This is a genomic window from Chitinophaga filiformis, from assembly GCF_900102545.1.
GTDB lineage: Bacteria > Bacteroidota > Bacteroidia > Chitinophagales > Chitinophagaceae > Chitinophaga > Chitinophaga filiformis.
This window is the reverse complement of record NZ_FNBN01000014.1, coordinates 99,506-118,661: the sequence shown is the minus strand read 5'-3', so window position 1 is coordinate 118,661 and position 19,156 is coordinate 99,506. Positions and strand designations below refer to the sequence as shown.

General features: G+C 46.3%; 15 protein-coding genes and 1 riboswitch. Of the genes, 7 read left to right on the top strand and 8 right to left on the bottom strand.

Features of this window, described 5'->3' with window-relative positions; all coding sequences use genetic code 11:
* Positions 1-184: hypothetical protein (locus tag BLR32_RS34290; RefSeq protein ID WP_218124292.1), on the top strand; the 184-nt coding region annotated here is incomplete at its 5' end.
* A gap of 291 nt (positions 185-475) precedes the next feature.
* Here BLR32_RS34290 and BLR32_RS32485 read toward each other — a convergent pair.
* The gene (locus BLR32_RS32485; RefSeq protein ID WP_089838641.1) at positions 476-868 is read right to left on the bottom strand and encodes a hypothetical protein; all 393 of its coding nucleotides are present in this window, start codon (positions 866-868) and stop codon (positions 476-478) included.
* A 7-nt stretch (positions 869-875) separates the two neighbouring features.
* Positions 876-3,071 carry a S9 family peptidase gene (locus BLR32_RS32480; protein WP_089838639.1) on the bottom strand — a complete coding sequence of 732 codons (2,196 nt, stop codon included), beginning with the start codon at positions 3,069-3,071 and terminating at the stop codon, positions 876-878.
* A 246-nt stretch (positions 3,072-3,317) separates the two neighbouring features.
* Between BLR32_RS32480 and BLR32_RS32475 the strand changes: the two genes are divergently transcribed.
* A complete protein-coding gene (locus BLR32_RS32475; RefSeq protein ID WP_089838637.1) occupies positions 3,318-3,560 on the top strand; it encodes a hypothetical protein in 243 nt (80 codons plus the stop codon).
* 1 nt (position 3,561) lies between these two features.
* Here BLR32_RS32475 and BLR32_RS32470 read toward each other — a convergent pair whose 3' ends face one another.
* The 3 genes from BLR32_RS32470 to BLR32_RS32460 form a co-directional block, all read right to left on the bottom strand.
* The gene (locus BLR32_RS32470; RefSeq protein ID WP_089838635.1) at positions 3,562-4,470 is read right to left on the bottom strand and encodes a YihY/virulence factor BrkB family protein; all 909 of its coding nucleotides are present in this window, start codon (positions 4,468-4,470) and stop codon (positions 3,562-3,564) included.
* A 69-nt stretch (positions 4,471-4,539) separates the two neighbouring features.
* The gene (locus tag BLR32_RS32465; protein ID WP_089838634.1) at positions 4,540-4,968 is read right to left on the bottom strand and encodes a hypothetical protein; all 429 of its coding nucleotides are present in this window, start codon (positions 4,966-4,968) and stop codon (positions 4,540-4,542) included.
* Between the two features lie 56 nt (positions 4,969-5,024).
* A complete protein-coding gene (locus BLR32_RS32460) occupies positions 5,025-7,484 on the bottom strand; it encodes an AsmA family protein (RefSeq protein ID WP_176842511.1) in 2,460 nt (819 codons plus the stop codon).
* Between the two features lie 101 nt (positions 7,485-7,585).
* On the opposite strand from BLR32_RS32460, the gene BLR32_RS32455 reads away from it, so the two are divergent.
* The gene (locus BLR32_RS32455; RefSeq protein WP_089838630.1) at positions 7,586-9,367 is read left to right on the top strand and encodes a glycoside hydrolase family 15 protein; all 1,782 of its coding nucleotides are present in this window, start codon (positions 7,586-7,588) and stop codon (positions 9,365-9,367) included.
* Positions 9,368-9,631: 264 nt separating this feature from the next.
* Here the strand turns inward: BLR32_RS32455 and BLR32_RS32450 are convergent, their stop codons facing one another.
* Positions 9,632-11,803, bottom strand: a complete 2,172-nt coding sequence (locus BLR32_RS32450; protein ID WP_089838628.1) for a bifunctional alpha,alpha-trehalose-phosphate synthase (UDP-forming)/trehalose-phosphatase — start codon at positions 11,801-11,803, stop codon at positions 9,632-9,634.
* A 463-nt stretch (positions 11,804-12,266) separates the two neighbouring features.
* Between BLR32_RS32450 and BLR32_RS32445 the strand changes: the two genes are divergently transcribed.
* The gene (locus tag BLR32_RS32445) at positions 12,267-13,208 is read left to right on the top strand and encodes an aldo/keto reductase (RefSeq protein WP_089838626.1); all 942 of its coding nucleotides are present in this window, start codon (positions 12,267-12,269) and stop codon (positions 13,206-13,208) included.
* A 465-nt stretch (positions 13,209-13,673) separates the two neighbouring features.
* On the opposite strand, the gene BLR32_RS32440 is transcribed toward BLR32_RS32445, so the two are convergent.
* Both BLR32_RS32440 and BLR32_RS32435 read right to left on the bottom strand, forming a co-directional pair.
* Positions 13,674-14,624, bottom strand: coding sequence for an NADP-dependent oxidoreductase (locus BLR32_RS32440; RefSeq protein WP_089838624.1), 951 nt, complete (start codon positions 14,622-14,624; stop codon positions 13,674-13,676).
* A 23-nt stretch (positions 14,625-14,647) separates the two neighbouring features.
* Positions 14,648-15,934: a voltage-gated chloride channel family protein gene (locus BLR32_RS32435; RefSeq protein WP_089838622.1), complete on the bottom strand. Its 1,287-nt coding sequence runs from the start codon at positions 15,932-15,934 to the stop codon at positions 14,648-14,650.
* 54 nt (positions 15,935-15,988) lie between these two features.
* Positions 15,989-16,073, bottom strand: a riboswitch (Fluoride riboswitch).
* A 145-nt stretch (positions 16,074-16,218) separates the two neighbouring features.
* On the opposite strand from BLR32_RS32435, the gene BLR32_RS32430 reads away from it, so the two are divergent.
* From BLR32_RS32430 to BLR32_RS32425, 3 genes are all read left to right on the top strand, one after another.
* The gene (locus BLR32_RS32430; protein WP_089838620.1) at positions 16,219-17,088 is read left to right on the top strand and encodes a phosphatase PAP2 family protein; all 870 of its coding nucleotides are present in this window, start codon (positions 16,219-16,221) and stop codon (positions 17,086-17,088) included.
* Between the two features lie 159 nt (positions 17,089-17,247).
* A complete protein-coding gene (locus tag BLR32_RS34210) occupies positions 17,248-17,388 on the top strand; it encodes a hypothetical protein (RefSeq protein WP_176842510.1) in 141 nt (46 codons plus the stop codon).
* Positions 17,389-17,438: 50 nt separating this feature from the next.
* Complete coding sequence (locus BLR32_RS32425; RefSeq protein WP_089838618.1) at positions 17,439-19,148, top strand: CHAT domain-containing protein; 1,710 nt, start codon at positions 17,439-17,441, stop codon at positions 19,146-19,148.
* Positions 19,149-19,156: the final 8 nt, after the last annotated feature.

Genomic DNA, 19,156 nt, shown 5'->3' with positions numbered 1-19,156 from the left:
AACCCCTAACGGGGTTGATTGGTGTTGTGTTGTCGTTATCGGACGTCTCGGGGTATATCACCTGTATCTCATAGGGGCGCCAGAAGGTAACAACACAGAATTTACCGGCGTCGGCTTGAATTGTGATACACCCATCCCCTCACAACCACCCCAAAGTAGCGGAGGGTTTCAGGTGGAGACCTAAGGGCCTTATCCCTTGGAGAGGCTGACACGATCCACCAGGGGTTTAATAAATATCCAAAAGCCCAATACGACCAACAAAGCCCAATAGTAGGCCTCGAAAAGGGATACAGCCCGTGGTCCCACCTGAAACCGCAGCAACATCCCCTCACCAAACCATCAAATAACAAACATAATCCTCACGCGTCCACCGACGGCTTAACTCAACGGTTGCATAATTTCTCCATAGTCTAAAATATACTTCAACGAAAAAAGCCCCGCGAACTCGCGAGGCTTTATTCCCAAAAAAGTAATATCACTTAACCGGCGCCTTCCCACCATTACTCAAAATGACACACACAAACGCCACAATCGCCGCAACGACCGACAAATACAGCCCAATCCCGCGCTCAGGACACACCCCCATCTCACACCTCGAAAACAACACAAAATTCCTAAACGCCCACGCCGCCAAAAACGCCGACACAAAAAGATTCACTCTCGCCGACCATTTCCCTGGCACAAGAAACAGCACACCCGCCACTACTGAAACAAAGATGCTCAGCTTCCCTGGCTCTCCAAAACTGGAACCGGCAGTATTCATACCGGTAAACGCTAAATGCTTGCTCTCAATCGTCAGCCAGGGCAGAAATGCACTGATGATCACAATGATAACCGAAATTAATCCGAAGATAGTAGCCTTATTCATATTAAAATTATCTCGCTCCCGGAGGACAATGTTCTTTCAAATAGTTAGTATACAAAGTAGACAAGTGCTTGAAGGTGCCCGCACCTTCATTGATGCTATGTGTACGGTTAGGATAAGACATAAACTGGAACTGCTTACCATTGCGGATCAGTTCATTCTGGAGTAACTCCGCGTTTTGATAATGCACATTATCATCACCGGTACCATGAATGTACAGCAGATTTCCTACGAGGCCTTTAGTATAGGTTACAGGTGAACCTTTGACATAGTCCTCATGATTCTCCTGCGGCAGCCCCATATACCGCTCCTGGTAGATGTTGTCGTAGGTAAAGAGACTACCCACAGCAGCAATAGCAATACCGGTTTTATAGATCTGCGGATAACGGAACAGCAGGTTCAGTGTCATGCCACCACCACCGCTCCAGCCCCATACCGCCACACGTGAAGTATCGAGATAACGGTAACGCTTAAACAGTTCCTGCGCACCCGCAGCCTGGTCACGTACGTTTACCTGTCCGACGTTGCGGTAAATGCTCTTGCGCCACTGACGCCCCTTAGGCAAAGGAGTACCTCTGTTATCCATAGAGATATAAATGTACCCGTCAGCCGCCATATCACCGTTATAGATGAAATTGCGACCGGCACCATACTGGTCTCTGGCAGTAGCCGCCGCAGGTTCGCCATATACATAAAATACAACAGGATATTTCTTTGTAGAGTCGAAGTTCGTCGGACGAGCCATCCAGCCATCCATGGTAACACCCTCAGGCGTTGTTACCTGGAAGAACTCCTGACGTGGTGCAAATCTTGAAGTCTGCAGGTCCATTGCAATATTGCTCTTCAGATCATCTTTATGCGTAGGCAGAAATACCAGCTCACTATGCGGCTGATAATAACGATTGGAAAAGCTATGTACCGCCCACTGTGCATCAGGAGAGATCTCATAGTCATGTGTACCCTCCTCAATTATAGGAGAAATTCTTTCAGGAGCGCCCTTACCATCCAGGGATACTTTATAAAGATACTGCTGGGTAGGATTCTCAGGAGATGCCAGAATAAAGGCCTGATTATTCTTTTCATCTATCCTCAGCAGGTTGATGATATCATAATTACCGGGTGTGATCAGCGTTTCCTTACCGTTCATATCCACGTTGTACATATGCCTCCAGCCATCTTTCTCACTTACCCATATAAAAGATTTACCACCATTGATCCAGTCCCATCCTGTCATTTCACTATTCCAGCGGGAACGGATATCGATCCAGGCAGAATCGCTTTCCTTATAGATTGGCTTAGCCTTGCCGCTAACCGGATCAGCAACGTACAACACACTTTCATTCTGTTTCCTGTTGAGCTGTTGTAATATTAACCCTGTACGCGCCGGATTCCATTCCATACGGGTGATATAATGTTGTTGCGGATCACCAGGTATCTGCAACCAGATAGTCTTCGCGGTATTGATATCCACCACACCTACACGACAGGAAGAAGGACTCTCACCTGCTTTCGGATATTCTACTGGAACAGTATAAGAATAGAGTGAATCTGTATTATCCATCATGAGGAAATCCCTGATCTTACGTGCATCTATCTGCCAATAGGCAATAGAGCGGCTATCAGGGCTCCAGCGGAAACCATCACGGCAATCAAACTCCTCTTCATAAGCCCAGTCAAAGGTACCGTTGATCAGGCGACGGTTACCGTCTTTTGTGAGGGCTTTGATCTTACCGGTCAGGATATCTTCGACGTATAAATTATGTTCGCTGACATAAGCCACCTGTTTCCCGTCGGGGGAAATTTTTGCGAACATGAGAGAAGAAGCGGGTAATCCTTTACCCAGTTGTTGCAATTTGCCACTGGGAATATCAAGTAACCAGTAGTCACCCCTTGTCTTATATCGCCATACTTTCTGCGATTTTGTATAAATCAGCCATTTATTTTCATCAGGTGTATAGGAAAAATCTTCCACCTGGATAGCTGCCTGCCCTTTGGGCGTCAGCAAACTGCTGGGGATCTTTACGTTCTGCCGTCCCTCTTTTGCGTTGTAACTGGTGATACTGGTGCCATTGGCCTCATAGATGGTTTGACCATCCTTTCCCCATTGGGTCTGCTTCCATGGCTGGGCGCTGGCATGCACTGCCAGCAGGCAGATTAAAAAAGTAAGTGCCCTGCTGCCGGGACAACTGATATAACGTAAACGCATCTGGTGAATTTGAAACGGCAAGATAAATCATTGGGGTCAAATGACGCCTTCCACTTGTGGAAAACTTATTGTGGAAAAGTTTTATACAAGTGACATACAACTAGTTATTAGTTAAATTTATATATTTATACCAGCAAATCGCGCATGAAAATTGCTAACTTCACACCGTGAATGATTGCAGAATATATATAGTCTAATTTAACCAATATATTTATTTATTAATATCCTCTGAAAAACAAATTTATCATGATTCAGGTAACATATACCTACAAGAACCGGGAATTCCTCCAACTGGAAGACAATTTTATGAATCAGCTGGCACAACTGGGTGTTCGCCAGATGCATGCATTATTAGAACCTTTATCCGATTCTTTGGTGAACGAAACCGGCAAGATCCGTATCAATCTGGATCAGCATCCGAAAATTGAGCTGGAAGGCTTTAGCAATCCTGTAAAGGACCAGATAGAAATGGTTTTACGCGGAGAGTAGGTCAGCGCACTTCTACATCCGCTAGTTTATAGAAGGTGGCATGACGGAGAGGCTGCATCGGACGATGTTTGAATTCGCTCCATACTTTAGTAAATGCAGCTCCGTAATAGAAGATGATGGCACTATAGAAGATAAACAGCATCAACAGCACTGCAGAGGCAGATGCCCCATACAGGATCCCAATATTGCCCCCATACAGCAACCGGCGTAAGACCAGTTTCCCTATACTGAATAAGATCCCGGTGAGCAATGCTCCCGAGAATGCTACTTTCCACGTAGGACGCGCATCAGGCAGATATCGGAACAACACCGCAAACCAGCAGGTGACGATAAGCAATGACACAACTTGTGTAAATACTCCGCTGAACACAAATGCAGCGCGGGGAAATACATCGTTGACATAACTTCCCAGGAAAGCCTGCACACTTTCCGCCATCAGACTGGCAAGGAAAAGGATGCCCGCGGCCCCTATTACCACCAGGGAACGTAAGCGGTCTATTAACGATTGCAGGAAACTTTGTTTCTCGGTGATCCGGATCATCCATAACTGGTTCAGTGAACTTTTGATCACCTTCAACAGGGTCGTTGTTACAAACAGCAGGAAAATAAACAGTATGATGGCCACAGGCCCGGTGTGCGCCAGCCCACGGAATCCTCTCAGCGTAACAACTACCTGTTTTGCACTTTCATCACCCACCAGTTCCCCCAGCCGCATGATCAGCTGTCTGCCGATAGACCGGCGGTTGAACAGTAATCCCAGTACCTGTACAAGGATCAACAAGATCGGTGGAAGCGCAAAACTGGCAAAAAATGCAGTCGCCCCGGCCAGGCGTAAGGGATCGTTCTTTTGTAATACCTGGAAAGCTGCGCGTAATGTGTAAATAAGGCTCTTGATATGCTCTCTGGACATTATTGCGAAAATATGGTCCGCCCTTTAAACTATAAAAACCATGCCCTTTTAACAGGCTTCCCTCCCGGATCAGCGGCTAAGTGTGAAAAAGTGTTGCGTTACCTGTACCCTGTCAGGGATCGGTGCTCCATCAAATATCAGCGTATTGAATTGAAATGCACTGTCAGTGACCCGCGTTACCTCACACAGCGTGGTATCCAGGCGAAAATATACATGTGATACCGCCTCGTATGACATGGAATCCAGCTGGTTGTCCAGGTAAACTATAGCATCCCCCTTACCCTTGTTAATCTGGAAATCCATATAGTTGGCAGTTCCCGGGTAGTCGGTCACATTGTAGCGGGTGTAGGCTGTATCCCCGTCCTCCAGCGTATACACTTTCTCAACAATCTGGTGGATATACCACTTGCCATCATAATCAGGTTGGCGGACTGTTGTGTCTTCTTTCTTACTACAGGCAGCCAGTGTCAGCAGTGCTGGAACCAGTATTTTTTTCATGGAATGATTGATTATCAGGCGCTAAATTACAATAAAACGGCCTTTCTCTTTAAAAGTTACATATCCGGATCTTCCGGTTTATCTTTTTTACCCCCTAATTTGATCTTCACCTTGCCATCTTCCCCATCCATGGCATGCAGATGCAGCACAATTCCTCTCTTACGTCTGCTTTTCTTTTCTTCTTTGTCAACAATATCCTCATCCTTCTTCGGATTGCGCAGCGGCACAGTAATGTACATATCTGTCCCCTTTGTCATGGCATATACCCCTGATACGTCCATATACAGCGCGCTGGAATTGATCTGCATCGGCGGCACGATGATCTTATTTCCCTGCAGGGTCAGGGTATTCTTCAGATTCTCAAAAGTGATGTTGTCCAGGTTACGTCCGCGGAACAGCAGGCTACCGATATCTTCCAACGGAGCAAAATGGATCAGGGCCCCATTCCGCAGGTCAAAAGCCAGTGTACCGTATATGGACTGCGGCGCCATCTTTCCGTTGTCTTTTATATTACCACTTACTGCTGCCGTGGCGGAGAAGATTCCCTTCAGATTCTTTGCCCCCAGCGACTGCATACCGAAATTGTCAAAAGCATGAAAAAGCTGATCGATCTGCACATTCTTTATATCTGCATTGATCTTAAAACGGTTATTCACCCCGTCCTGCGTAACAGTCCCTTTCATATTGATATTGCCGCCTGCATGGGCTAATGACATCCGTTGCAGATAAATATCCGATTCCTTCAATGTTAGGTCAGCCCTCACCTGCTGCGCCACAAAATTGCCATAGGTCAGCTTATCAAGTAACAGGGAAAGATTGATATTACAGCTGTTTAGCATAACATCCAGCTGACTGGCAATCCTGTTTATCTTCCGGCGATTGGCAACAGCGTTGGCACGTTTTCCCCGTTGCCGCTTTCCAAGGAACGACCGGAACTCATCAAGATCTATACCAGTACTCCGCACCGTCCAATCCAGCTGCAATTTCTCAGGTGCAGAAAAATATAGCCGCGTAAGATTCTTTACACTCCCATCCATCTGCAGATTACTTTTCCGCGTGCGGATCCTTATATCCTGTAGTGAAAGATCCTGTCCATTGAAAGCCAGTAAAGCATTACAGCCGCTGAACTCCAGATTGCGGGGAATGTATTCCATCGCACCGTCCCTTAGTGCTACCGTGCCTTTCAGATAAGGCACAATCGTATCCCCCGCTTTAATTCCTCCCTTGTAATATAAAGCAGCTACCGCCGTTCCTCCGGTAAACCGGAACACACCATCATCCCCCTGCGCATCATTCAGGTCTGTAAGGTTGAAATCAGACCGGAAATAACCCATTAAAGTAGGATGTTTCAGATTCGTGATCCGGACAGTATCAGCAGACACCGGGATGCCATATAATTTCGCTTTCAGGCCGAAAATACTGACGATTGAGTTCTCATCCACTCTTGGCTCGCCCTGTACCCATTCATTCGAAAAACTGCCCGCAAAACTGCATTCCTGCAATTCCATGCCTTTGGTGGTAACTACATTGCCGGCCGTTTTCCAGGTAACATACACCGACGGCTTGTCCCCCGGCTGCATTTGTCCGCTTATCCGTGCCTCGGCATCTATGGGCTTGTCTATATTAATGCTATCCAGTTTGGAAGATATTTTGGGCGTCAGTAAAGACGACGCTAGCCGCAGGGGGATCTTATCTGCCACGATATGTAATGTAAATGGCCGTGGCTCCGCCCCGAAAGAAAAAGAGGCGCCTACAGAAATAGTTTGTCCGCCTACACGCAAAGCCTGCTGCGGAATATCCAGTGTTTTCTTTATCCGGTTATAGTGGATCTCCAGGTCCGTCTGCAGGGGCTTTTCCTTCAGATAACTTCCCTTTTCCGTATTGAACGCCATACTAAGCACTCTCAAGGAAGTATTCAGATTACAGACCCAACCGGAATCATTATTCCGCAGATTACCTTTCAGATCGGCGATGTCGAAACTGAACAATTTATGCTTCAGCTGGTTCTCTATTATTAAATGGATGTCAGACAATTGCAGACGGGTAATGTCTGCCGCCCTTCCTGGCTCTTTTCCTTCGGCCTTGCCATGGGTATTCCGCTTCAGGATGCCGGTGTTACTATAACCGGTGTTGTCAGTAAACAGGTAAATGCTGCCTTTCTCGAGGGAGATCTGCCGCACATCCAGTTGTTTTCTGAGTAGTGAGAAAGTATTTACTTTTACGAAAATACGTGCTACATCCAGCAATTGATGCTGATGCGTATTCCAGAGACTATCCTTTATACTCACCCCTCCCAGGGCTATGGAAACATTTGGGAAACTGCGTACCAGCGAAGGATCCATGTCTTTTATCACCAATGTTCCCCCATGCAGTCTGTCGTTCAGCGCATCGCTGATCTGTTGCAGAATGTCGGCCTTGTTCTGACGGATGTACAAAGCTAGCCCCAGCCATAACAATATAAGTATACCGAGGAGGCTACCAGAAACAATCAGGGTTATACGAAGCCATTTCTGCATAAGGGGCATTAATATAAAATGATGAGGTTTGTATTTTAATTAACACAAAATGTGCCGCAGTTGATCTTGTTGGAATGGCTTTTGTGTTTTAATGAACACTTATGGAAAGACATACGTATCAGACAGGCATCATTGGCAATTGTGCATATCTGGCACATGTCAATTTGAATACTAATATAGACTGGCTTTGCTGGCCACGGATGGACAGCTCCTTTATATTTGGCAGTATGCTGGATGCAGGTAAGGGAGGCGAATTTTCCATCCTTCCTTCAGGAGGATATACATCAAAGCAGTACTATCTGGAGAATACCAATATTTTATGCACCGAAATCACCGGCGAAAGTGGCAAATATCGTATCACCGATTTTGCGCCCCGCTTTTACCAGTATGAACGGTACTTTAAGCCATTGATGCTGATCCGCAGGATAGAGCCGCTGGAAGGTAATCCGCGTATTAAAGTGAAATGCAAGCCGGTGTGTGACTATGGCAGCGGCTATCTGAAAGCCCAGCGTGCCAGCAATCACATAGAATTCCTGGGATGTGAGGACAGCCTCCGGCTTACTACCAATATTCCCCTCAGTTACCTCTTCGAAGAAGAATACTTCGTTCTCAACGAAGATAAATACCTCTTGCTGAGCTATGGCGGCCCTCTTGAGGCGCCACTTAACGCAACAGCAGAACGTTTCCTCCGGGAAACAACCATCTACTGGCGAACCTGGATCAAACATTCCAATATCGCCAACTTCTACCAACCAGCAGTGATCCGCTCTGCCCTCACGCTGAAGATCCACCAGTATGAAGATACCGGCGCCATCATCGCGGCCAGTACCACCAGCCTGCCTGAATATCCCGGTAGTGGCCGTAACTGGGATTACCGCTATTGCTGGTTGCGGGATACTTACTACGTCATCACCGCGCTGAACCATATCGGCCATTTCGAGGAAATGGAAAAGTATTTCAACTATGTGGCAGATATCTCATTTTCGGGCGATTACCGCTATCAGCCTTTATACGGCATTACAGGCAAGAAGAACCTGGTAGAACAGATCCTGCCACACCTGGACGGATACCTCGGCAATCAGCCCGTACGTATCGGTAATCAGGCGTATGAGCATATTCAGAACGATATCTATGGTCAGGTACTCATCTCGATGTTGCCGCTATATACTGACCACCGCTTTATATTCTCTGAACGTAAAGACTCTACCTGGTGGATAGAATACCTGTTGAGCAAGATCGAACATACCATCGATGAAAAGGATGCAGGCATATGGGAATTCCGCAACTTCGCCAACATTCACTGTTACAGTAACCTCTTCCAGTGGGCAGGCTGCTCAGCCGCTGAGAAAATGGCCCATACCATCGGTAACAAACAGCTCGCGGAAAAAGCAGTGGCCCTGAAGAATCGTGCGGCGGCTCATATAGAAAGCTGTTATGATCCCGGAAGGAAAGTGTATACCAATGCAGCCGGCAGTCAACACCTGGATGCCAGTACACTGCAGCTCATCATGATGAACTACCTTGATCCTGCATCTGAAAAAGCCAGAGATCATCTGGTAGCGTTGGAAAAGGAATTGAAAACATCAGATGGGCTCTTCTACCGTTATCTGCATTCCGACGATTTCGGTAAGCCTAAAACGACCTTCCTTGTCTGCGCCTTCTGGTATGTAGAAGCACTAGCCTGTGTAGGACGACTCGACGATGCTATCCGCGAATTCCAGAACCTGCTGCAATATGCAAATCACCTGATGTTGTTCAGTGAGGATGTGGACGCAGAGAATGGTAGCCAGTGGGGCAACTTCCCACAGGCATACAGCCACGTGGGACTGATGAACGCAGCTTACAGAATATCTATGAAACTGGATGTACCGATATTCATTTGATACCGGCATCTCATTCATCATTAACTAAACGTTTATACATAAAACGAAGAGAGGTTGCATCAAATCACTTTTGATATAACCTCTCTTCGTCTGATACGCCGGCCGCATAGCCATTAACAGGAACGCGCAAGCAGCATGCGCCCCGACCGACATCCCATACTGAAACCGAAGCTACTTAGCTTAAATAAGAAGCAACTTACCCTAAATAAAGAGAGGCCATATCAAAAGATACAACCTCTCCTTGCTGAATAGCAATATTTTCCACTACAGCACAAGCGCTCTTAAAAACGCTCTCACTTCCTGGTGATTCCTGAGATAATACCTCGCAGCAGATACCTGACTCCCCACCTTCACTGTTACAGCGTTATTTGGTAAAGACTTAAAGATGTCTTCATCGGTATAGTCGTCTCCTATAGCCAGCATAAAATCAAACTCACGGTCCTGTAGCCACGACAATGTCGCCTTTCCCTTGTTGATCTCTATGTTTTTGATCTCAATAACCTTATCGCCCGGCAGGATCTGTAACCCGATATCACTGGTGAAATAACACAGGGTGTTCATCAGCTCATTGGCACGCAATTCACCTAAACCTGTCTCCACTTTGCGGTAATGCCACACCAGCGAATAACTCTTCTCTTCTATAAATGATCCCGGTGTACGGTCCATATAAGTATCCAGAATTGGCAGGATATCCTGCTTCCATTGAGCAGTCAACCCGGGAAGCATCACCCAGTCCTCGCCGTACTTTTTAGTCCACGCGCCATGTTCTGCAATGAGGTCCAGCGGAAGATGTCCCAGCCATTCTTCCAGTGTGTCATGCTTACGACCGCTGATCATCACAACATGATTCTTCGGATCATCTGATAATGTTTTAAGCAGATGATATAAGTCCTGGTCAGGCGATGCCAGATCAATGTTGGCCTGAAACCCTACTAATGTTCCGTCGTAATCAAGGAAGATAGCCCGTTTGCCGGATTGCTTATATGCATTCCTGACGGTCGACTGCATATCAAGGCTCATACGGCGGGCCAGCATGGACTGTTGCAGTTGTTTCACTTCCTTCAGGCGATCCATAAACAATTTCACCCAGTGAGAAATATTGAATTTCGTCACCACCTGCCGCATCTGCTTCATCCGCCGCTGTTGCTCTTTCTCGGGCATATTCAGCGCCTCATGTAAAGCCCTCGCAATAGCACCAATATTATTCGGATTCACGATCAGGGCATCTATCAGTTCTTTCGATGCACCAGCCATTTCACTCAATATCAGTACACCATCATTGTTCTTACGACTGGCCACATACTCCTTACTCACGAGGTTCATACCATCTCTCATCGGTGTAACCAATCCCACGTCAGCAAAATTATACAGTGCGGCCAGCACTTCTACAGGGAATGAGCGGTAGAAATAATTGATGGGATGCCAGTTGATTGTCCGGAACCTTGCATTGATACCACCTGCCAGCATATCAATCGCATCTCTCAGTTCTTTATACTGTGGAACCGTATCTCTTGAAGGAACGACGATCATGTACAATATTACCTTCTCAACATATTCCGGATATAATTGCAGGAATAATTCAAATGCCTGTAATCGTTGGATGATGCCTTTACTATAATCCAGCCTGTCGATAGACAGCACCATATGTGTATTCTGAAAACTTTCTTTCAGACTTTCCATCTGTCTTAATACTTCCGGATCCCCGGAGAGTTGCTCGAACTTCTCATTGTCGATACCCATCGGAAAAGTTTCCGCAATCACTGCGCGATCATTCACCATCACAACGTTGGCAGATGCATTCACTGGTAACAAACGGGTAACAGCGTTAAGGAAATGATGACTATCGTCGAAAGTATGAAAACCCAGTAAGTCAGCGCCCAGCATACCCTCGAGCAATTCGCAGCGCCATGGTATAAGACGGAAAAGTTCGAAAGAAGGGAAAGGAATATGCTGGAAATAACCAATAGCAACATCAGGTGCTTCTGAACGGATCATGCCTGGTAACAGCAACAGTTGATAGTCATGTATCCAGATAATATCTCCTGGTTCTGCCACCTGCAAAATAACATCCCTGAATTTATTATTCACCTGATAATAAAAATCCCAGTACACCTGTTCATAACGGGCATAAACGGACATATAGTGGAAAACAGGCCACAGTACCTCATTAGAAAATCCCTCATAGTAGTTATTAATTTCCTCCTGTGTCAGGTACACAGGTAGAAGATTCAATTCTCCCAATTGTTCCCTGATTTGTGGTTGTGCCTCCTCACTCACATCAATGCCCGGCCATCCTATCCAGATATTATAGCCTTGCCTGTAAATGGATCCCAAGCCTGTAGCCAGACCGCCTTCACTCGGATTCAGCACATATTCTCCATCCTTTTCAGTGATCTTTACCGGTAGCCTGTTAGATACAATAATGGTTTTACTCATAATACAGTTATTAAGTCAAAAAATCTATGCTAATATCAATGCCGCTCCCTGTTGGTACGGGAGCCTTCAACAAAAAACGCACCTGAAAATAGATACGGAAACAAGCGCAGCCTGCTAATATAGGATACAATGGATTGTTGCGCAGGTGGCAATAGCTGCCCAAGATACGGAAATTTATGTTATCTGTTTTGCAACAAACTCGTACATTCATACTATCGGTTCCGTCAGGAGACATTTTATAACAACACATCGATAATGCTTCATATAGGGAGCACGGTGTTTGTGCATATATAAGCGCAAATATCAGTTTATGGAAAACGATTTTGCAACAAGATCCGATAATGCTCATATAGGAACGTCTGTCTTCGCAGCGGGGGACGCAAATCCCGGGAACATGAATGAATCAGCCCGAGGCTTACAGGGTTCAAAAACATAACGCGATAAACGAAAAAAATCAACATAAATGGAAAAAAGACAATTAGGCAGATCAGCACTACAGCTAGTACCTTTAGTTTTCGGCGGAAATGTATTTGGCTGGACAGCAGATGAAGCAACCTCTTTTTCGTTACTGGATGCCTTCGTAAGTGCAGGATTCAACACGATAGACACCGCAGACTCTTATTCTCATTGGGCGCCCGGCAACAGTGGCGGAGAATCTGAAACAATCATCGGCAAATGGTTGAAGAAAAGCGGTAAACGTGACCAGGTGATCATCTCAACAAAAGTAGGTGGCGGCAAAGTAAGAGATCTCTCACCAGCCTATATTGAAAAGACAGTAGAAGAATCTCTCCGCAGACTGCAAACAGATTATATAGATCTGTACCAATCTCATTACGATGATCCAAACACGCCGGTAGATGATACATTGGCTACCTACGACAAACTGGTAAAAGCTGGCAAAGTAAGAGTCATCGGTGCATCCAATTTCAGTCCTGAAAGGCTATTACAATCATTGGAATCCAGTGAAGAAAACAGCTTCCCCAGGTATGAATCTTTACAACCACTATACAATCTATACGACCGTCAGAAATTTGAAAGAGAATACTTACCTATCACCCAACAATATCAACTGGGCGTAATCAGCTACTACTCTTTAGCGAGCGGTTTCCTCAGCGGCAAATACAGAAGCAAGGAAGACGCAGCCAAAAGTCCCAGAGGAGAAAAAGCCACCAGCTACCTCGATGAACGCGGACAAACTATTCTCGAAACCCTCGATGAAGTAGCTGCAGACTTCAAAACGACTCCCACCAGTGTCGCCATCGCATGGCTGGTGCAGCGCCCTGATATCACTGCCCCCATCGTGAGTGCGACCAGTACCAAACAACTGGAAGATCTTATAAAAGCCACTCAATTAGGATTGGATGCAGGAGCCGTTGAGAAACTGAGTATAGCGAGTGATTATTGAGATTATTTCATATAACCTCTCTTATTTACATAGGATATCGAGGATATCGGTCGGCGTTTCTCTGGATAAAAATGAGCGTTATTTTGTGAGGTAGTTTGGTGCTGGTTTCGTTTTACGCTATTACGCCAGGTAGCTTCGGTTTCAGCATGGGATAGCGGTTGTCTCACTAAAATTTCAAGGCGCTGCCATTTATTAGGAGACCGCCGCAGCGTTGGTTCAGATAGAGATTGCGGGCCTTAGCCCTTGAGAGCGTCCATACGCTTGACGGGAGTTTAATAAATATTCTATCGCCAAACACGTTTGATAAAGCCACATAGTAAGGACTCGAGAGGGGTACAGCCCGCGATCCTATCTGAAAACCAACGCCAGAAGGTCGGCGCATAATCGCTGTCAGTCCGGAATCGCTCAGCAACAAACGCCCTTAAAGATCATATATAACAAACCGCGCCAACTCCGCAAAGCACCTCACCCAATCTTAATCACCGTTTTCCCCTTCCCCTTCAACTTCCGACTCACCTCAATCGCCTCCGGCACCTCCTCCATACTGATCACCACACCGACCGGCACCTTCAACGCCCCACTATCCACCGCATCCGCCAACGTATCCAACGACGCCGGCGTTCCCTGCGTCTCAAAATTCCCTCCTGTAATATTCCTCGCCTTCAACGCCTCCTTATCCGCCACAAACGCCGTCGTCAGGGCAGCCCCACCAACCTTCACGAGTGAAGTCATTGTCTTAAACACCGGCGCCGGACTCACAAGATCTATCAACCCTTCTACACCAGAAGGGTACTTCGCTTTCACCTCTTTCTCTACAGATACTTTCTTATAGTTGATCGTCTCTTTCGCTCCTGATTTTTTCATCCGTTCCGCACCTTCCTCATCGCTGACAGTCGCAATCACATAGATCCCCTGCATATTCGCAAGTTGCACAATGAAAGAACCCACACCACCGGTAGCACCTACCAGCAATAGTGTCTGCTCATGCTTAAGCCCGAGGCGTTCCAGCAGCTGCAGCGCTGTCATCCCCGCAGTCGGCATGGCCGCCGCCTCCACTAAAGAAATAGAAGTAGGTGCATGAGAGATAGCCGCCTTTTCAGGCACGACCACATACTCTGCATAGGAACCTTCCCCAATGGGTGAATGTATAAATTGTCCGTAGATCTTATCACCCTGTTTGAAATGGGTGACACCTTCCCCTACTGCTTCAACAGTCCCTGCACCATCAACACCAAGCACCATTGGGAAATTGTGCGGCATCTTTCCATCGAGGATGCCATCAATTAATTTCCAATCAAACGGATTAATACCAGCAGCGGCTACACGTACCAGGATCGTCCCTGGTTTTACCTGTGGTTTAGGTAACTCCATTACCTGCGGAATGGCCTTAAACTGGGGAACGGCTACAGCCTTCATAGTTTTCAATTCAAATTGTCTGGTTAATCAATATTATGGCTCTTTGGCACTGCTATACGTTGCGCACTGTAGATACCGGCATGTCCACTGAAATAATAAGCTGTAAAACAGGCTACGGCGAAGTATAATACATGTGACGTGCCAAAAAGCTCTACGCCCATTAAAGTACAGGCAATAGGAGTATTTGTGGCACCTGCAAATACGGCAATAAATCCGAGACCTGCAAACAAATCCACCGGCGCCCCTAAAAGTACAGCCAGTGTATGTCCTAAGGTGGCGCCGATAAAGAATAAGGGCGTTACCTCTCCTCCTTTGAATCCCATACCCAGGGTAATAGCTGTCAGCAGGAGTTTCCATAACCAGCCCCAGGATGAGATAGGTGTGTTACTGAAAGCGGAGACAATACTAACGCCACCAGGATCAGGACTGGTCACACCCAGGCCGATATAGTCTCTCGTACCCAGCAGGTGACAGGCGCCAATAACAATCAGTCCTCCTGCAACCGGTATCAGCCAGGCCGGCCGGATCCATTTCTTTGCATTCGCTTTGATGCTATGCATACAAAGGGAGAAGAGATAGCTGGCAAGGCCGAAAGCAATACCACATACAATGACTTTCGCCAACAACAGAAAATCAAAATGTACAAAATGGAAGATAATATTTCTTTCGTCAAAGAGGATCTGGTAATGGGTGTGTTGAATGCCCCATGCAGCACAGACAATATCCGCAAATACTGCAGCAATCAGGCAGGGTACCAGGGCATCATAACGGATCAGGCCAATGGCAAGCACTTCCAGTGCGAATACGGCTCCAGTAAGTGGAGTACCGAAAACGGCGCCGAATCCTGCCGCTATCCCCGTCATAAGGATCATGCGCACATCGGCTGTCGATAAACGCATCCAGCGGGCCAGCATATGCGCCATACTGCCTCCTATCTGTACAGCAGTACCCTCCCTTCCGGCAGAACCTCCAAACAGATGCGTAATGATCGTTGTTGCTAACACCAGGGGAGCCATTCTCGCGGGTACGCCGCCACCGGGTTGGTGGATCTCCTCCATAATGAGGTTATTACCGGCCTCCGCATTGCTACCCAGCTTCTTATACAGAAAGTATATCAACACCCCGGCCAAGGGCAAAAGATACAGCAGCCATCCATGTTCCTGGCGGATATGGGTCACCTGTTCCAGTAACCAAAGGAATAAAGCCACCAGAGATCCCACAACAAGGGATACAGGAATGATAATCAAGGTCCAACGGATCAGCTGGTATGCGATCTTAAATTGTTCAACAGAATGCCTCAGATATTTCATTAGCCTACAAATAAATACGAACTTCTTTTCATCTCCCTGCTCTATAGGAGGTTGTTATTTGCAGGCGCCATCAGACTTGCCCCGGTCAGATTGGGCGAAGACGGTTCTTGTGCAGGAAGACACCATTTCCTGGTATAACACAAATATACCATTTGTAAGTGTAAAAAAGTGAAAATATAGTTAAAGACGTGGGATTTTTAGAATGTCTACAGTTTCTTTTAGCAATTTTGTATTAAATTCATACTATTACCAGTTAACATACTACAATTTTTGCCAAACCAAATATGAGATTGTTCTTACTGCTTAGCCTGCAACTGTCGACATACATTTGTCATGCTGCTCCGGCGGATACAGCGGTTGTTGGAATTGACGCGGATACTACAAAAGCCGCAAATGTTGTGCCAACGACCACCACTTCAGAGAAGGATCAGACACCTGTTCCTGTATTCAATACTAATCTGGATTATAAACGCAAGATCCCGAACTACAGCGCAAGGCTGGTAAGTATCGTCGTTCCTACAGCCATGATGACCTATGGCGCCGTATCACTCGGTGGCGGTAAATTACGCTCCCTGGATATGTCTACAAGGAAAGAGATCATGGAAGATCATGGTACTTTCCGCACCAATGTCGATGACTACCTGAAATGGGTGCCTGCAGCTGCGGTATATGCACTGAATATGGCCGGCATTCATGGCAAACATAACTTCGCAGATCGTACCATGTTATTCGGTATGTCTACGCTCATCGCCACCGGAAGTACTTTTGCCATTAAGAGTGCTACCAACAGACTCCGTCCCGACGGCTCTACTTACAACTCCTTCCCCTCCGGACATACAGCTATCGCATTTATGAGTGCACAGTTCATGTGGGAGGAATATCATGAGGTAAGTCCCTGGTATGGTGTAGCCGGTTACGCAGTAGCTGCTACTACCGGAGCACTTCGCATCTATAACAACCGCCACTGGTTAAGCGACGTGGTAACAGGCGCAGGTCTGGGTATCCTGAGTACAAAAGCAGCATACTGGCTCTATCCTAAGATGCAGCGCCTCTTTGTCCATGATCCGGAACATTCCTCTACAAAGATATTACTGATGCCAAACTATAATACACAGTGGAAGTCAGCAGGACTGTCACTGATGTTGACGAAATAATTTGTGGTTAATCATACTTTTCAGGGCAAGGGACTTCAGGGAACCTTGCCCTTTTTCTTTTTATAGCCAGATCCCCTCTCCTGCCGCTTCCCCCAATATGGGCTATTACTTGTTATTTTGTCTGGAATAGCCTAATTTAAAGGTATAACACCCCAAAGCATGTCAAGTATTTATGCCTTGCTGATTGGTATCAATCAATACCATCCGGACACCAGTATTAATCCCTTGAGTGGTGCCGTAATAGAAATGGAAGATGAACACTTTGACCAGGAATGGTATGCCAGAAGAATGACCATTTAGCTTCCCAGGACCAGTAAACTATTTTAAGCCTTTACAAGCTATCGCTTCAAATGCCTGATATCTCTCCATATTTCATTTTCGCTTTCGCTGATCCTGTCGGGAATCTGAAATTCATTGCCGATGAGGAAGAAAAGATCGACTCTCTGCTGGCATATGAACGCTCCAACAATGTATTGGGCTTCCACAGGATACTTAAAGCCACCGGTCCTGATATCATCAGGAACTTTGAAAAGTATCGCCCGCAGGAGCCCTGCTTTTTCCATTTCAGTGGTCATGCCAGTCACATAGGACTTTACCTGGAAGATGGCAAAACACAGAGTGCATTAGCGTTGTCTGCCATACTCACTAACAATAGTGCCATTAAGGTGCTTTTTCTTAACGCATGCAGCACCGCCACCCTTGTCAAAGATATACTTGAACAGACCGGTGTTGAAGCGATCATCGCCACACGGACGGACGTTTACGACGAAACAGCGGCTAAGATATCCCTGTCCTTTTACGAACACTTCGTTGTTCAGAGAAGATCCTTGCAGGAAGCATATAATTACCTGTATGCAGACTATGAGACAAGTTGTGTAGAGAAAAAAGGCGCGTCAAAAAAGCGGGTCGCCGAAATGGACGAAGAGCTGAAGGCCCTGGATGAACCAGGAAAGTTTGCCTGGGGATTATTTACAAAGAATGCCGAGATATTGAACGCGAGTATCACCAATATAAGGATGAGGTCACAGGTTCTGTGGACAGAAAATGAGGCCCTGATTCAAAAACTTGAAAAAGAATTAGAAAAGGCAGAACGGACGATGGTGCTGGTGAAAGAAGATCCGGAGTTATTCGAAGAAAGCAGGAAAAAGACAGAAGACTTAAAAAAGAAGCTGGATGAAGCCCGGTCTTTAAAGACAACTATTATACAAACCAGCATGGCAAAAACAGCTGATGAGATCCAGAAAGAAGATCAGTCAGTGTTTGAATCGGCGTTAAAGGCACTCAATTACAGAAACCAGCGCAATGTGTTTAAGATGGAGGGCAAACCTATTGGTGGACTGGTGATGACAGGCGATCGCGACAGCGTACTGGATCTGTTGTATTATCACCTGTTATTTGAAAACAAAGTCTACGAAAATAGCCAGCTTACCTTCCCCTTTGATCCAGCTTCCTCTTTCTACGACGAGTTCTGGATAGCACTGATAAAGTGGTTGGATCTAAAGACGATCAATGCCGATAACATCCGGGAACAGGATAAAAAAGAGATCATAAAATACCTGATCAGGGATAAATTCTGCGGAGGTGTAGGCATTGCTCACCAGGACATCGTTTTCAAGATAATATGCAGCAATAAAGACCTGAGTCGCCTGGAAGTAACGCTCGATGAATTCTGGCGCTACTGGGACAGCTGCATCGCAGAGTTAAAGCTAATCACGCAGATGCAGCAATGGACACACAAGGTGCTGTTCTTCCTGATCGACGAAATGGAGATGCTGAATGAAGACAGGATGAAGACTTTTACACAGGCGGTGTCTCAACTTAAACAGAAAGGCCGATTTAATGATTGTCTGCAGGTGTTGACGCCCGTAGACAGAATGACGGAAGCAGACCTTGAAAGATGGCTGGAATCACAGCCCCAGTTAGCCAGAATAGGCCTGAATGCCACACTGGCTAAAGAGATCTACCAGCAAAGCAATGGCACCATCAGACAGGTACTGAAGATACTAAAGAGCAAGGTCAAATTTGAAGTACCCTTTATCACACGTTTCCAGATCAATTAATATAAATT